This is a genomic window from Dickeya oryzae (assembly GCF_009372235.1).
GTDB classification, from domain to species: Bacteria; Pseudomonadota; Gammaproteobacteria; order Enterobacterales; family Enterobacteriaceae; genus Dickeya; species Dickeya oryzae.
Genome location: NZ_ML762921.1, coordinates 495,898 through 514,021 on the forward strand (window position 1 = coordinate 495,898; position 18,124 = coordinate 514,021).

The following is an 18,124-nucleotide window of genomic DNA, read 5'->3' on the forward strand; positions in this document are numbered from 1 at the left end:
CGCATTGCCGACAAGACGATCAAAACCAGTTTGGCCTCGGGGGCCGTTTCGACCGCTGGCGGAAGATACTCCTCAATCACCAAATGGGCATTGGTGCCGCTGTAACCGAAGGAGCTCACCGCCGCTCTTCGCGGTTGTCTTTCATCATGTTGCCACGGCTTAAGCTGGGTATTGACATAGAAAGGCGAGTCATCGAAACCAAAGTGTTGATTAGGGGTGCGAAAGTGCAGAGAGGGCACGAGTTGCCGGTGTTTCATTGACAACAACACTTTCTGTACACTCGCCATTCCAGATGCTGCCGACGTATGGCCAATATTGCTTTTCACCGATCCCAGGCCACAAAAATTTTTGCGAGGAGTCCATTCTCTGAACACAGACTCCAGGGCCTCAAGCTCAATAGGGTCGCCCAGTTTGGTCCCGGTTCCGTGCGTTTCAATGTAACTTATCGAATCCGGGTTAATCTGATGTTTCCGGTAAACCTCTCTTTCCAGTTCTCTCTGACTGTTCACGCTCGGTGCCGTGATACCATTGGTTTTGCCATCTTGATTAATGCCCGAACCAATGATGACGCCGTAAATAGGGTCGCCATCAATTTCAGCCTGCGACAGGCGTTTCAATACCAGACACCCAACCCCTTCGCCGGGTACAAATCCATCAGCCGTGTTATCAAACGCTTTACACTGACCTTCGGGAGACAACATACCGGCAGAACACATTCCGATATACGTCTCCGGCATGAGATACAGGCTAACACCGCCGACCAAAGCCAAATCGATTTCACCACGTTGTAGTGCCTGAACAGCCAGATGGGTCGTAACCAGAGACGATGAACACGCCGTATCGACGGGAATGGCAGGCCCTTTAAGGTTCAGAAAATATGGAATTCGCGCCGCACCAATCGCAAAACTGTTACCGGTACCGGACAGGGGACTGGCGGAATTGAGCATCATATGAGCATATTCATAACTCATAATCCCCATATAGACGCCGCATTTCTTATGACTCAGTTCTTCAGGGCTATAACCGGCATCTTCAAACGCTTTATATCCTTCCTGCAGGAATAGACGATGCTGAGGATCCATCCCCTCGGCCTCCGCGGGAGAAATCGAGAAAAATAGCGGGTCAAAACTATCGATATCGCTTAATGCCCCCAGCCACTTGCAATATATCTTGCCCTCTTTGCTACGGTCAGCATCGAAATATTGGTCAACGTCCCAACGCGACTTAGGGACTTCACGAACCGCGTTACGACCATCAACTAAGTTGTCCCAGTATTGCTCCAGGTTTTCCGCGTCGGGATAGCGTCCCGACATGCCGATGATGGCAATTTTCTCAGCCTGCCGACTCATAACGCGGTCATCGTCTGGTATCGCCGCAGATACCGGGGCGGCCGACTTTAGCGTATCCCGAGGTAAATCCTCATGATCCGGAACACGCGTTGAAGTGGCCGCGACCGGCTTTGGGGACAGCGTTACACCATGAGGCTGGGCCGCAATATAGTCAGCCAAAACCTGAACATTCGGATAATCGTACAAACGGGTGGCAGAAAGGCGGGTGCCCAATCGCTTGTTAATCTCATTGATCCACTCAGCGCCAATAATTGAATCCAGCCCCAACTCTGCGAATGTTTGATTGTGTCGGATTGCTTCTGGCGTAATGTACAATGCATCGGCCAGGCTGGTTTTCAGTAGCTGGATTATCTCTGCTACCTGCTCATTCTGGTCTGCTGCTCTGTGGGTAGCCGGTGAAGTATGGATAGCTTTTGACGAATGGATGGCCTGTGGCGAATGGCTAGCCTCTGACAAATGGACAGTAGCGCGGTTCTGTTCAGCAGCTATCGTCTTATCTTCATGCGGATACACCACCCCAGCAGGGTGTGCTTGCGGTGCGTGCTCATCCGTCGCGCCGCGTGGCCCGCCATTAAGAACAATAAACTGCGCCAACTGGCGAATACTGGAATAATCGTATAAACGCGTGGCAGACAACGCGCTTCCCAGTTCCCGGTTGATTTCATGAACCCACTCAGCGCCGACAATCGAGTCCAGCCCCATCTCGGCGAACGAGCGATCAACGTGAATATCCGATTCTGGAGAACACAACGCCCTGGCCAGGCTCACGCGTAATTTGTCAATAACACTCGCCAGAGAAACGCCGCCATGCTGTTGTTCCGGGTGAAGGGCACCATTACCGTTTGTTGCCTTGACGCCGTTTATTCCTCTGGCGCTACTGGTGTGCTGGGTATCCGCCACGCTGCCATCTATGCCATGATCGCGGTGAATATCAGCCGCCTTACCGTTCAACCGTCCCACCGCTGATACCGGCTCCCCACTGCGCACAGCAAAGGGGCTGGCCCCCTTCTTCTGCTCCAGCGGCTGCAACATCACCTTTCCAGAATGATTAACAGGGGCAGAATCGGGTGTTGGCGACGCAACACCCCCTGTCGATTCAGCAACCACTTTCAGCGCCGGTTTATGCTGGTTCTCTGTAACCCAGTAACGCTTGCGGTCAAACGGATAGGTTGGCAGCGCCAAACGTGAGTGACGCTGACCTGCGTATAATTGCAACCAGTCAACCGATCTCGTCTCAACCCATACCTGGGCAATTTTCGTCCACTGTCGGGTCTGCCACCAGCGCTCAATATCCAGCATATCGATGCCAGGTAAACGACCTGATTCATCACAATTGACAAAAATAGTCCCCTCACTGGCTGCGGCCTGCGGATCCCTGGAAATCACGGACAGTTGGCGCAAAAGCGATGCCACATCTTCGGCAACGAAGGCGACTCTGGCATCCATCGCATCACGCCCGGTTTGCAACGTGTAGGCAAATTGTTTGAAGTGGCTTGCGACATGAGCTGAATTTTCAGTGACGTACTGCATCAGATGCTGCGCATAGACCCGCAACCTTTCGCTGTTTTTTGCCGATAGCACGATAATCTCCGGCTCATGCTCAAGCGACACAACCTCGTCAGGTTCCTGGGGGTATTCTTCAATGACCAGATGAACATTCGATCCGCCAGCACCGAAAGAACTCACGCCAGCACGTAAAGGCTGTTCAGCATGTCCGATCGTCGGACGTTGCCATGTCTGCCCCTCCTGGAGCACATAAAACGGGCTATCCTCCAGTTCAAGTAACGGGTTCAGCGTCTGGCAGTGCAGCGATTTGGGCAAATATTCATCCCGCATCGCCAGCAGAACTTTTATGACACCGGCCACTCCGGCGGCGGTTTCCGTATGCCCAATGTTCGATTTCACCGAGCCTAAAGCACAGTGTTTAACGACCGCTTTCCCTGGATTGGCCGCAGCATTCAGTCCATGCTTCTGATAAAGATCGTTAAACGCGATCTTCAGTCCATTGATTTCAATAGGATCGCCTAGCGGCGTCCCGGTTCCGTGGCACTCAATATAGGTAATACTGCGAGGATCAACCCCGGACTTCATATGCGCATCGCGGACAAGCTGAGCCTGAGCATTCGGGTTGGGAGCCATCAGCGACGTTGCCGCCCCACCGTGATTTTCCGCCGAGCCAATAATCACGCCGAGAATATGGTCTTTATCAGCCTGTGCCTCTTTCAGTCTCTTCAGCAGTACGACACCGACCCCTTCCCCACGGGCGTAACCATTGGCCTCTGCAGAGAACGTCTTACACCGTCCATCCTCGCAAATCATCTCTGCCTTACTGTACAGAATATGCATTTTCGGACTCAGGATCAGGTTGGCACCACCGGCAATCGCCATATCACAATCACCGTGCTGAATGCTCATCACCGCGCGATGAATCGCCACTAAAGAGCTTGAACACGCGGTATCGATAATTTCACTGGGGCCATGAACATCCAGCAGATAAGAGAGGCGGTTTGGACAAAACATATGAGGAATCGCCGTTAGCTCCACAATGTCGCGGGGCTGGGCGTTCAGTACGGTCTCCGCATAATCCTGTAAATTGATACCGGCGAATACCCCGACCTTTTTGCCCGCTAATGATGAGGGCGCGTAGCCGGATGACTCGATGAGCCGCCAGCTCGACTCCAGAAACAGTCGGTGCTGGGGATCCATGGTCTGAGCTTCACGGGGAGAAATGCCAAAAAAGGCAGGATCGAACTTATCCACATCCTGAATAAAACCGGCATACTTAACGTTGGTAAACTCACCGTCTTTAGGATTACCGTGGATTGCCCTCCAGTCCCAGCGTTCCCGGGGAATCTCACTGATACAGTCCTGTCCCTGATAAAGATGGCGTTGCAACTCTTCAACCGTGGATGACCGGGCAAACATGCCATCCATCCCGATAATCGCAATAGGCTCATAATTGCCGCCGAACTGATTTGCCTCGGTTTTATTGGGTTGCTGGCGTTTATCGTTCGTCGAATGGAACTGTTCGCGTTTTTGATTGAGCCGGTAGCTTCTGGCCATAAGCTCCTGAATCTGTCTGGCTGATGTTGTACCCGACGGTAAAGACGGCGCGGACGCTCCGACAACTGCCGTCTGCCGAACATCTTTGCGGGGTACATACCTGGCAGGCTGATGCTCATCGTTGATGGGCTGGCCATCATAGCGTTGCGCGACCTCCGGACCGAAGCGCTTGATGATGATATCTGTCAGTTCGCCAATGTTTCTGGCTTCAAAGAAAATAGCGGCAGAAAGAGACACCCCCAGCGAGTCTGCAATACGTCCCATGATTTCTGTGATGACAATCGAATCAACACCATAGGTTGATATTTTTTCTTCTCTGTCAATGTTTGCCGTCGGCAACTTTAATATCACAGAAAAAATACCCAGTATGTCTTGCAGCAATCTCTCGCGGTAATCTCTACCTTTAACCTCAGAAAGCAGACTATCCAGGACGGCTCCGGCAGCATCGGAAACCACCTGTGAATGTTCCATGGCAGACTGCATCAGCTCAGCCTCCAGAATTTTCCAGGCTGACTCGTGTAAGTCTCGGGCTCTGTTCTCTTTGCCTGTCATCGTTGTCTACCTTCCATTGAGTACTTCACGGTACTGCGCCAATAACTTAAGGAACTTCCACAGATCAACTTCCCACTGATGCCGGAAAGATCCGATGTAATAGTTCTGCCCCAAGTCAGGATCCTGTTCTTTTTTCATCCGGCTGAAATCGTGCAGCCCTTTGGCTTGTGAGAAATAAGCCTTGAGATAGTCCACGACAAACAGACCATGAGAGCGGGCGGAAACACCGAGTCCGGTGGCGGAGTTGATGTAGCCGATAAATAACAGGTTGTCGAAGTTTTTGGGGACAATATGTAAGAAGCAATCGGGAATACCCTGCTTCATTTCCAGATATTTATTATCCAGAAACGGAAAATGGCGGTTATATCCTGTCGCATAAATAAGGGTATCGACTTCAATTTGTGAACCGTCATCGAAGATCACCGTACGGCCCTGAAAAGCGCTCACATCCCCTTTGGGCTGGATATCGCCGTGACCAATAAAATACAAAAGTTGCGAGTTCATAATGGGATGGGAAGCATCCAACGGATAATCCGGCTTTTTCAAGCCGTAATCGGTACCGTCGTAACCGGCAAGTTTAAAAACCTGCTGTATATAAGCCAGCGTTTCTTCGCGGGTGTTAAATTTATTGCCCAGCCCTTCCATCCATCTCGGCGTCGGCATGCCATTGATGAATTTCGGCTGATAGTAATAACCACGGCGTGTACTGTGATAAACCGCCGGGCAATGATGAACCGCATCAACGGCAATATCGCAGCCGGAATTACCGGCACCGATAATCAAAACCCGCTTGCCCTTGATGCGCTCCGGCGTCCGGTAATCGATGGAATGCATGATGTCACCGGAGAAGTGACCGGGATAGGCCGGTTCAGGATAACGGGCTTCCCGCTGCATACCGTTACTGACCAACACAAAAGAATAAAACTTTCGCTCTCCCGTCGATAATTCAACCTGCCAGCCATCCGCCTGCGGCTCAATACGGATCACCGCAACATTGAAATGCGCCTTTTCATACACCCCAAACGTTTTCGCATAATTACAGACATACTGATGCATCAGTTTATGACTGGGGTAATGAGGATAGTCTTCCGGCATAGGAAAATCGGGATACTGGGTATTAACCTTCGGCGAGATCAGATGCAGTGACGGATAGGTACGACCGCAGCGGCTGTTAGCATTCCATACTCCGCCAAAGTCCGACTCAGCTTCATACAGATCGTAATCGATACCGGCCTGGTTCAGCTCCTTACCGAGACTGACACCGTAAGGGCCACCACCGATAATACATACTCGTTTTCCTTGTCTATTCATTCATGAGATCCTTTTAACGTGCTGGCTATCCGTACTGTTTGTTCGTCAGTAACACCTTTTCGATCACACCTCAGACGGCTCGAGCGTGAGCAATGCCTCTTCTTTCACCATTTTTAAATTCCTGAGCCACAGACACAGCACACCTGACTCGTCGTATAACCTCAGGTCGTACCCGGGAAGATCGCCGGTAATAATTAAAGACTCTTGCCCTACAGGCGTAGGAAAGAGATAAACCGTCACTCGTTCTGTTATCGGCTTAAAGGCGACGATCGAATCCAGAGAGAATGGATACCACGGGGTACGCCCTGTCGTCTGGGGATGGCAATAGTGGTTTAGTGCGCAGAGTAACTGCCAGCAGGTCGTCAACAAGACTGGCCGGAACGTCGGCACATTCAACTGCCGAGGCAGTTCCGCAAGGGAATTGAATGTCACCAGCAACTGCTTGCCATCAAAACCGACTTTCTCAATCAAAGCCTGATTCTTCAGACCGTCTTCATCGAATATCTGTCTGATTTGATGGGTTATCTGATGGTTATGGGGCGCGTCCAACTGCGTTTCCAACGCCCGAATATCCAACGTGTCACCCTCGACAACAGGGTTCAGGGCAATTTGCCCAAAACTATGCGTTACGGATTCACCCTCGCGCTCAGTCACACACTGGAAATAGAAACCATCATCCTCCCGGGAAATATAAGTCTGGATATGACCATTGAGGGCATCCTGCATACGGGCTGGCGGCCCCCACAGGATGTAATTCAGTTCGGCAATATTTTCCTGACTTGCAGTATTTCCCTGGGTTGAAAGCTCCCAGGCACTTCGCACCAACTCCAGTAAAAGTAGCCCGGGAAGCTGGGTCTGAGCGGCAATCACGCCGGCGGCCATCATGTCCCCATAGGCAGAAAAATCCCCCGGAATGTTAAGTAACGCCGGAACCGGCCCAGCCTGTTGAAACACGCTGGCCGTCTCTTCGGCTACTATGGTCGAGCTGTGCGAAAATGCGGGATGACTGACAACGGAAGCGGAAACCGTTGAGCCAGACGCGAGCGTTGCATCCGAAGACAAAGCCGCCTCCTCTGAGGCTTTCCGAGAGCGTTCTGTCGTCATGGTCGGTATGTCGACCCAATAACGTTCACGAGCAAAAGGATACGTTGGCAGAGAAACCCGTCTGGGTCTGTGCGATGGCGTCACACGGGAATAGAGGATTTCCCAGTCGATATTCATGCCTTTCACCCATATCTCCAGCAGTTTGGCAAATTTCCCCTTACTGGCCCATGCCTGAATCAGATCATGCATATCTTCATCAACATCGAAGACGGACAAGGCATCACGATGCGATTTACTTTTTCCCTGATAGAGTAAATCGACCGTCTGCTGCTCACCGGCAAGAAAAGCGGCAAGCTTGCGTTGCAACTCATCAAGGGTGTGGGCAACCACGCCCAAACGCTCATTCATCGCTTCTCGTCCGGTTTGCAGGGTATAAGCCAGTGAGTGAAGATAGGCTTGCGCCTGCTCTGCACTGTTTGTATGCCCTGCGCTATCCCCTTTCTCCGCTATCCGATCAGCATATTCGCTCACATGAACCAGCAGATTGGCGGCCATCTGTTTGAGTTGCGTATCATTTTTCGCCGACAACAGAATCAGCGCTGGATCGCGGGATACATATTCTCCTGCTGAAATTTCTCTGGCAGACGGTTCTATCGCAGATAGTCCCTCAGTCGGGAATTGCTCAATAACTAAATGGGCATTGGTTCCGCTAAATCCGAAAGAACTCACAGCAGCCTGACGCCGCTGACCGGACTCCACTGTCCAGTCTCTGAGTTCCCGGTTGACATAGAACGGTGTGCCATCCAACGTAATGTGCTCATTGAGTTCCTGATGATGCAGCGTTGGAGGAATCTGTTGGTTCTTCATTGCCAGCAACACCTTGAGTACCGAAGCGACCCCGGCGGCTCTCAGCGTGTGGCCGATGTTGCTCTTCACCGACCCCAGTGCGCAGTAGTGCTCTTTGCGGGTAAATTGAGCGAAAGTCTGTTTCAGACCGACGACTTCCACAGGATCCCCCAGTTTGGTTCCTGTTCCGTGCGTCTCTACATACTGGATTTGCTCAGGATCGATACCAAAGCCGGTGTATACCGCCTGTTCCAGACGGGACTGAGCATTGCCGTTCGGGGCCGTAATGCCATTACTCTTACCATCCTGATTCACCCCCCAGCCCTTGATCACGCCGTGAATAACATCCTGATCTGCAATCGCGTCTTCCAGGCGTTTTAACAGCACGACACCAACACCTTCTCCGGGGACGAAACCATTGGCTCGCTGATCAAAAGTAAAGCAGCGGCCATCTTCCGACAGCATTCCGGCCTTGCTGGTCATAATGTGCATACTTGGGCCAGCCAACACCGAGACCCCTCCTGCCAAGGCCAGATCGCTATTTCCCAGTACCAGGCTGTCACAGGCAGAGGCAATCGCCACCAGCGATGACGAACATGCCGTATCAATAGCCAGACTTGGCCCCTGTAAATCCAGATGGTAGGCAATTCTTGCCGCTAAAATGGAAATCGCATTGCCCATAAAGGTTTGTGCATTGAGTTCCATTCCAAAGCGCGCGTCGTAGTCCCCCTCCCCGCAACCGACGAAGACACCGCACCGACGACCAGATAAATCAGCAGGATTGTACCCGGCATCTTCAATACACCCCCAGCATGCCTCAAGAAATACCCGCTGCTGCGGATCCATCATCTCGGCCTCCCGGGGAGAAATATTAAAAAACAGCGGATCAAACTTATCTGCGTCTTCCAGCACGCCCATCCATTTGGAATAGGTTTTGCCGGGTGTCTGGCGATTACGATCGAAAAAGTCGTCAATCGCCCAGCGATCCGCCGGAATTTCTGAAATACAATCTTCCCCTTTGCTCAAATTCTCCCAGAACTGTTGCACATTCTTCGCTTTCGGGAACTGACCAGACATACCTATGATAGCGATCACCGGGTGCCCGGCAGGAGCAGGGCTTGTAGCCGATTCAGTCTGTTCAGCGCGGGGAGTCTCTCCCCCCTGCGGCTCAGCACGTTCTGTCGCCAGCCGCATCGTTGTGACACTCGGTATCGAGGACTGATACCGACCTGCCGTAAACTCAGCCGCGGTATCGGAAGCTGTCGGCAGGGGAACGGTTGTTTCACTAAAAACGTCAGCATCAGACAACGAAGATTGACCAGACCCAGAACAACGCTGAACCAGCACGGCGAACTCTTGTAATGTTGGATAGCTGTATACGTCAGCCGCATTCAGGTTCAGCCCGTAGTGCTGGTTGATCTTTCTGATCCAGGTAACACCGGTAATCGAATCCAGACCCAAATCGATAAACGCAACATGGGGGTCGATCGCCTGAGGGTTGATTTGTAGCTCTTGAGACAGCGTTTGGCTTAAAAACGCCAGCATGCTTGCCGGGGGCGTATTCGCACGTGTTTGGGAATCAACAGCGTTTTCCCGACCCTTACCGCTGCCAACGGTGACGTCGGATAACCCTGCCGGTACCGAGCCGGGTGTCGTCTTTGCCTCTCTTTCCCAGTGTGTTTCCCGGTGTTCACCCGTTGCTGTATTTAGCCCCGCTTCTTTGATCACCAGCCCGGTGAATACCTTCAGATTGGGATAGCTGTACACCTCGGCAGCATTGAGAGTCAGCCCATATTCCGCGTTGATTTTTCTAATCCAGGTGACGCCGGTAATCGAGTCCAGACCGAGATCAACAAAGGGTTGTTCACTTTCAATATGTTCGGTTCTGATTTGCAACTCTTCCGCCAGCATCCAGCGTAACAGGGTATAAACCTGTTCAAACACAGCGTTACTATCTTGTGCTTTCTGCACGGCACGCGTTGAGTCCGGCGTTTTCACCCCCTCAACGTCCAAAACGCGTTGATGACTGGCCTGCGCCTGGTCACGGGGTGGCGTCTGCTGGCTGAACAGCCCTTGGTTAAAATGCTGTTGGATGCGAGTCAGCACTTCCTGATTGCCGACAAAAGTCTGCTCATGCATCCGAAGTTCCAGCGCATAATTTGCTTCGACTTGGTTTCTGATGCGCCGCGAACGCTGTGTCTTCCAGGCAACCAGCTCATCTCGGGACATTCGGGCCAGAGCATTGGCAGCCGCCAGCGCAAATGGCAGCACGTGAGCACGTTCAAGTACCGGATTTTTGAGCCCACGAGCCCGAAGTTCAAAACCTTTATACTCTCTGGCGGTAAACAGAATTTCTCTGGCAAGATCCAGACCCAGACGGCAGGGCAGGATGAGGGTTGACCCGGCTCCCGGCGTGAATCCGTAGCGCATATAAGGACTATAATAGACGCTTTCCTGACTGAAAATCGCCTCGTCACAGAACATGCCCACTGCCCAGCCAGGACCAATACCATGCCCTTGCATGGCTGCAATGACCGGGATATCGCACTCCAGCGGTAAGGCAAAGATCTTCTCATCGGTAAACTTCGCGTTTCCCTTCTGGATCGCCTGCAACGTTTCCATCGTACCGCCGCTGGCAAAATAGTGGTCATACCCGGTAAGCACCACCACTTTATAGGCCTGATTCTGGTGAATATGCGCGAAGATTTCTTCAAAGCCGGCAACAAAGGCTTTCGAGAATTTATTGCGGCTTTCCCGCTCGCACAACCGGACCAGCAGAACACCATTGTCATAGACTTCAGCTTCGATAACCGGCGAATTGAGCACCACCTTGCGCGGCTTACCCGGAGGTAATCCCAGTTGACCCGCCTCAAATGCCTGTAACTCGTTTTTCGTCAGTAAAGCGGATTCATGAGATTCAGAGATCGTGCGCTCGGCGTCAAAAGCGACCGGCTTCTCTGTCAATGCAACAGACTGACGGATAAGGTTGGCGGCCAAATGCTGCTTCAGTTGAATGAGTGCCTCTCTGGGCGCGCTTGCCAGTTCCTGCGCCAGCTTCAGACTTTCTGCGGCAACCTCCGCCGAAGGGAAAACCGGCATCAGCAAGCCCAGTTCTTTCAGATAACGCCCTTCAATTCCCCGCCCATCGGTCAGCAATACCTGAGCCGCAGAGGGTGTAAAACGCTCGCTAAGAAGATGATACAACTGCTGCGATACCTGCTGTTTCCGGCTGAGATACTGATAACGGCCTGTGGTACTCAAAACAGCAAAATCGCACAGGCAGACAAACAGCCACGCATACCCCTGGCAATCGCCCGGAACAGAAGCAATGACGGGGAACGGCAACGCCAGAACGCTCCGATACAACGCCTCTTGCAAAAACAGGTCGGCATCCTCTTCGAGAGCAGGGAGAAAGCGGTGTTCATCGCCGCTTATCAGCAGAACGCTGATGTCCGTCCGATTTTTTATTTCATTGAATAGACGCTGGAGATCTCTGAGCAGGGACATTCCTGGAGAACCCGCACCTGGCGAGCGACCATCCGCATCATGAAGCCGAAGGCAAAATATCCCCTGGCCTTCATCCGTCAAACGAAACGGAGAGTTTTCAGCGTTTAGGTTCGAAACCTGAAATGGCGCGGCCACCTGAAATGTTTGCAAAGAAGTCAGCACCCGCTTGCCTTGCGCGCGTTCACCGGCGTTTTGATGGTCAGCCACAGCCAATACAGACAGCTCAGTGTCTGCCGACATGACCGCGGAGGATCGTGCGGCCTGGCTATTCAGGGTATTCGGCGTCGAGCCGTGATCGTCCTCTGGCAACCAATACCGTTGTTGCTCAAAAGGATAAAGCGGCAAGCCTGCCACACGTTGGCACGGGGTCTGATACCATGCAGCCCAGTCGATTTGTCGGCCTTCGAGCCATTGTCCGGCCAACCCACGTAAATCACGCCGCTGAATAGACGCATCGATGTCTGCCTGTTGCTGCCTGCTGTTACCCTTGTTTTTCTCTCCCTGCGCAACCGTGCCGGTAAGATAGCGTTGAGAAAATGTATTCCGGTTTAGATAATCTTCCAGCCCGGTGAGGATCTCAGCATCACTTTTCCCGGCAATAGCCAGACGATGGCCTAAAGATTCACGCCCCAGTTGTAACGTATAAGCAATATCTTTCAACCGATTGGCTGTCAGATGTGGATGCTGCTGAAGATACGCTTTTAGTTGCCGGGCCAGGACATGCAATTGCCCTTCACTTCTGGCAGAAAGCAGTAATAGCGCAGGCTCAGGATCCGATTCTGGGAACCGGCTAACTGCCGATACGTCCGACGGTCGGAATTCCTCAAGCACCATATGAACATTCGTCCCACTAAAACCGAAAGAACTCACGGCGGCGATCCGTTTCCCCTGAGAATTCGGTTGCCAATCCTGAACCTGGGTATTGACGACAAAAGGCGTGTCCTCAAAGGGAATCAGTGGATTCGGCTTTTCATAGTTCACGCTGGGAGCCAACTTACGATGCTTGAAAGACAACAGCAGTTTGATCAGCGCACTGACCCCAGAAGCATGAACACAATGGCCGATGTTACTTTTTACCGATCCAATTGCACAAAAACCGGTACGCTGGGTCTGCCTGCGGAAGGCATCCGTCAGGGCGGTGATCTCGATAGGATCACCTAGCTTCGTTCCGGTGCCGTGGGCTTCAATATAGGTCACATCGTCGGCACTGAGGTTCAGCGCATCGTATACCTGGCAAATCAACTCGGTCTGCGAGCGGCTACTTGGTGCGGTAATCCCGTTCGTCTTGCCATCCTGGTTCATGGCCGAGCCTTTGATCACACTATAAATGTGGTCTTTATCGTCGATCGCATCCTGCAAGCGCTTAAGGATCACGACCCCCACCGCTTCGCCCGGCACAAAGCCATCAGCCCGGTGATCAAAAGGCTTACAACGCCCATCAGCCGACAACATCCCTGCTTTGGCACACAAAATGTGGAAGTTGGCAGTGGTATGGATGGAAACACCACCGGCGATTGCCATATCGACAGCGCCGTTTTTCAGACTTTCACACGCCAGGTGAACCGCAGCCAGCGACGATGAAGAAGCGGTATCGATCGCCATCGCCGGGCCTTTCATATCCATAAAATAGGCAATCCGGGCAGCCAGAATTGATGCATCGTTCCCCATAAATGAAGAGGCATCGAGTGGAATATCATGCTGGCGCAAGTTAACCTGATAGTCTCCGGCATCGGCACCGGCATAAACCGCCCATTTTTTGTCTTTTATTTCACGGTTGGCATATCCAGCATCTTCCAGCGCGTGCCAACTTTCCTGTAAAAACAAGCGCTGCTGAGGGTCCATTTGTTTGGCTTCTTTGCCAGAAATACCAAAAAAAGAAGCATCAAACTTATCAATATCTTCAATAAACCCGCCCCATCGGCCATACGTTTTATTTGGCTTGGTACGGTCTTCATCAAAATAGGCAGCAATATCCCAGCGCTCTGCCGGAACGTCAGAAATACAGTTGCCCCCTTCCAGTAGCAAGGACCAGAATGCATCCACATTCGCCACGCCGGGGAGACGTGCGGACATACCAATCACGGCGATATCATCATGGACAGGCCGGGACGCCTTGCGGGTATCATCCGCTTTTTGCAGGCTTTGTGTTGTCTGGCAGGCTTCGCTACGTGGTGTTGCCTCATCCTGAATATCGCTGTGCTGCTGCTCCAACTGCATACACGCGACAATAGCATTCTGATAATTTTCCATCAGATAGCGGCGTAAATCATTCACACAGCCATAATCGAAGAGCACCGTACTGGGGAGTTTTATCGCAAAGGCACCGTTCAGTTTTACAACCAGATTAATTGCCGCAAAGGAATCTACGCCATACTCGGAAAAGGCTTTCGCCTCGTCGATATCAACCGTTTTCTTCAGACACGCAAGCACGTTCTTCACGATCGTTGCGTTGATATAGTTCAGGATGGCGTCTTCATCGAAGTTGCCGGATTGCGGCACTGTCTCTTGTTCTGTCTGCTGACACTCCACCTGTTCGTATGCCGATTCCGACCGGAGAGCGGGTAATCGTCCATGCTGATCACCGATCTGTTGCATCAGGAGCGTATCCGTCGACGGCAACCTTTGTGACGACACAGCGACAGACTCAGATGGTGTGTTTTCATTGCTCGACGCAATCGTCTGTGATGAGGGAGTAAAAGTCAGTTCAGCCAACACCGTGGCAGGTAGGGTGTAAGTCCACACGCCGGAAGATTCTACTACAGACTGGATGGCGTCGAGACCACGCAGGAAGTTTTCCGCCGGTTTGTTTTTATCACTGGACACAAATCGAATTTCAACGCTCTCTTTCTTCCACTCCAGCGCTTTCCGACCTAATGCATTCAGCATCTGATATTCAACACCACGCCCCAGCACGCGACAACTGAGCAATCCCCCATCGACGGATAACACGTTTTCCCGCTCGGAGAAAAAGCACACACCACAAATACCATAATCGCCGAATCGATCAGCGACGCGGATGCTCAGACAACCCTGCTCTGGGCGCTGAATTCTGGCAAGAATATCGGCCACGGAGTATGGCGCTTTGACAAAATTAAACTGATTGGTGCGATGCGTCAGTTGAGACAACCTCTCAGCCTGGTCTTGCGTCGCTGGCTGAATGGTAATGTCAAGCTCCAGCCCTCGAATGAACGCTTCCATGCTGAATGCACTCTGACGGAACGCTTCACGCTGAACCTGTTCCTGATACAGATGGGTACGTTTTGCGTCTTCATGCGTTTGCTGACGCACCTGATCAAAGGCCCAGACATGAGCAAGAAATCCCGGAATATCGTCACTCTGCTTGGGCAAACGCAAACTTAATACCTGTGGGCAGCCTGCAGAAACTTCAGCGCATTCAATCGGACTATCATCCAGAAAAATAAAGCTATCCAGACCCAGATTTAGGGTTTTGGCCAGACGTTGGAGATTATCAGACTTGGCATTCCAGTTGATTTTTGTGTCAACAAAATCATGCCATTGCAAAATCATGTCGTCACGAGTGTCGAATACCCGCTTAACATCCTCATGATTATTCTTGCTCACCAGACATAACAGCATGCCTTGCTCTTTTTGGCGTAACATGAACTGTTGCAACGCACGATAATTCGAATCGATTTTGATGCCTTCAGCGCCTTGTTCCCCCACCACGCCAGACCACAACGTGTTATCGCAATCAAGGGCGATCACTTTATAAGGGGGACGCCGGAAGGCATGGATGTGACGCACAAGAACCGATGCGATGACCTCAAAAAACTCGGGGGTATAAGGAATATGTCCCATCTCATCACGAACGGCATCGTGATAGTCGGTGATACCATAAGCCGCCGACTCACAGTTCAGATCAAGGCTGATAATCTCCGTCTTATCCCCCAGAATCTGTTGCATCATCTGGGGCATGTTCTCAAGCAGATCGGTAGAAAACCGTTCCCGCATTTCTGGCGATGGTGGACAAAGCACAAAGAGCGTCGGCCCCCGACGGCTACCTTGTGTCTCCCTGACCAGAGTCAGCAGTTCCTTAAAGTTATCGCGGATCCCCTGCTCAAATGGAGTGAGGCGATGTTGATTGCCAGCCCGAGCAACAGGACGTCTGGCATAAAAATTGGATAGACCTGAAGACTTCAACATCTCTTCTTCAACTATCGCCAGTTCAAAGCCTTTATCTCGCAGTAACTGGGCTATGTTGTCCGCGGTTGTACCTTCTTTATCATGAACCTCAACGACAACTTGACGAATATTCGGCCATATTTCATCAGCAATACTACTTAAAATGTCCCATTCACATTTTTCAGCATCCACTTTCAGCAGATCGATAGCCTCAATATGATGCTCTTGCATAATACTGGCTAACGAACGCATCTGAACCTGATAGGTTTGTTTTTGCAGACGTTCACTGATCATGGTATCCAAGTGTTCCCGAATAGCTTCACTATCCGTTTCAGCGAAACGCTTGGTCATTTCATTTTCCATTGATTTTTTCAGCGCTTCGGCATCTTCCGCTTCATCGGTATGAAACCCTGACCAGACCGATGAATTCGGGTAAAAAACAAATTCGGCTTCCCCGTCCTTGTCGGCAATACCCACTTGCAACGCTTTCGCCTGAGGCGCATACAATGCGAGGTTTTTTCGAAGAATGGCGTAAGAAATCGGTGAAGGTTCGCAAGAAAAAATACGTAAATCAGGACATTGGGTTGTAGCAAACAGAGAGAACATGCCGATGTTGCCGCCAATATCAACTATCACGTCGCCAGGCTGAAAAGAAATGCCGTGTTTCACGTATGTTTTCTCTACGAAAATCTCTTCATAGAGATAGCTGGTTTCATAGGATTTCAGATGTGCCACCTCCATACCGTTCGGCAGCACAACGCGTTCACAATCCGTCAAATGATGATCAATTTGCGCCGAGGAAACCTGAGGTACCCCACTTTTTCCTGAGGTCGTCGTTATCGGGGACATGGTCATTAAAGACGTCGTGCCCGGGCCATTGGCAACCAGATCTTCTAACCGACAGATAATCGTGTTTACCCCTTCGGTATTCGTAGCCAGTAAACGTTGTTGATCCAGAAGTTCCTGATATACCTGGTTGTATGGCGCAAATGTAATTTGATCGTTCCAGTTCAGGCGGGAGAACCATACTTGCAACGGTTCAGCGATCGGCTCTGCGGTGAAAGTCGCCGCAATCGCCCATGATTGACCAGCAACACTCCCTGCTTGATTTTGCTGACCAAGCCCTAATGAGGTGTCTGTCAGGGGTTCTCTTTCCGTCGCCTGCTCACGTTGTTCGGCTCTTTGATATGAGCGAATATGCAATCCTTTCATTTCCACCAGTATCTCTCCCGACTCATTAGCTAAAAACACATCAAAAATGCCCTTTTCGGGCGTGTCTGCAACGGCCTGTCTGGGTACGACAAACACATCACACGTTGGCGTCAACGGTGTGTGAATCACGATGTTTTCCAACGAGAAGGGGACATAAACCTGATGTTGATAATCACGCCCCCGTGCTTCTCTGGCACCAAGTAAAACCGTTTGAATTGCGGCATCGAGTATGTAAGGGGAAGGAAGGCTGGTCAGACTCGCTTCATCAGCCACGATCCGCCCCCAAAAAAGATCCTGACTGCAGTGAAGCTCGTCCAGACACTGAAACTGTTCCCGGTAGTCGATTCCGCCAGCCAGAAACAAGCGGTAAATTTCATCGCGGTTCAGTCGGTGAGTAAACGTGTGGGATGCAGTATCAGGAAGCGGAAAGGCAGGTGCTTCAGCCTTGTTCGTAGACGATTTTTTATTCAAACCAGACGGATTGTTTAAACCCGAGAAAACAACCCCCGTCGCATGACGTTTTATCGCTTTTCCCGGCACCTTGGATGTAATCCAATAGGTAGTGTCATCCCCATCAGTATCCAGATGAATATTGACCTGGCAAGCGCCCTCCGTAATGGCAAGTGGCGCAAACCACACGGCATCTTTGACCTCAAAAGGGTAGAGGGAAGTCTGATGGTCACGCTGCTTTTTATCCAGGAGGGAGGCCGCGACAAAATGAATATATCCCATTGCCGGCAAGATTGGTTCATTCGATACTATGTGCCCAGAAATAATAACACTGCTATCATTTAGTATATATTCTGACATCACGACCTCCTTGTCACCAATATGTTTAAAAATTTTATTTAAATACCGAAACCTTCGTCCTTGAAGATGTCGGCATTGATAACATCAAAAAAACAATAAAAATTTAAAAAAATTCTCAAACCCCAACATATCGCTTGAGGTAAATATTGGAAACCAAAAGTAAACTCCGGGTATAGAAAGAAAAATCCAGGTATGCAACGAGCGGCATACCTAATTCATTGAGAACCTACACGTATTACCAGCCTGTTATAGATATGTCTTTCCCTCAATAAAAAAATTATTGCAAA

Annotated in this window: 3 protein-coding genes (1 of these 3 cut by a window edge); all 3 read right to left on the reverse strand. The window is 51.1% G+C overall.

The genetic code is table 11. From position 1 onward, the window contains the following. Positions 1-4,964: the 5' portion of a beta-ketoacyl synthase N-terminal-like domain-containing protein gene (locus FAZ14_RS07150; protein WP_153508290.1), read on the reverse strand. It extends 2,608 nt beyond the left edge of the window; only the first 4,964 of its 7,572 coding nucleotides appear in the window; the start codon lies at positions 4,962-4,964; its stop codon lies off the left edge, out of view. 6 nt (positions 4,965-4,970) lie between these two features. Then, the gene (locus tag FAZ14_RS07155; protein ID WP_016940746.1) at positions 4,971-6,275 is read right to left on the reverse strand and encodes a flavin-containing monooxygenase; all 1,305 of its coding nucleotides are present in this window, start codon (positions 6,273-6,275) and stop codon (positions 4,971-4,973) included. A 63-nt stretch (positions 6,276-6,338) separates the two neighbouring features. Beyond that, the gene (locus FAZ14_RS07160) at positions 6,339-17,759 is read right to left on the reverse strand and encodes an FkbM family methyltransferase (protein WP_235914493.1); all 11,421 of its coding nucleotides are present in this window, start codon (positions 17,757-17,759) and stop codon (positions 6,339-6,341) included. Positions 17,760-18,124: the final 365 nt, after the last annotated feature.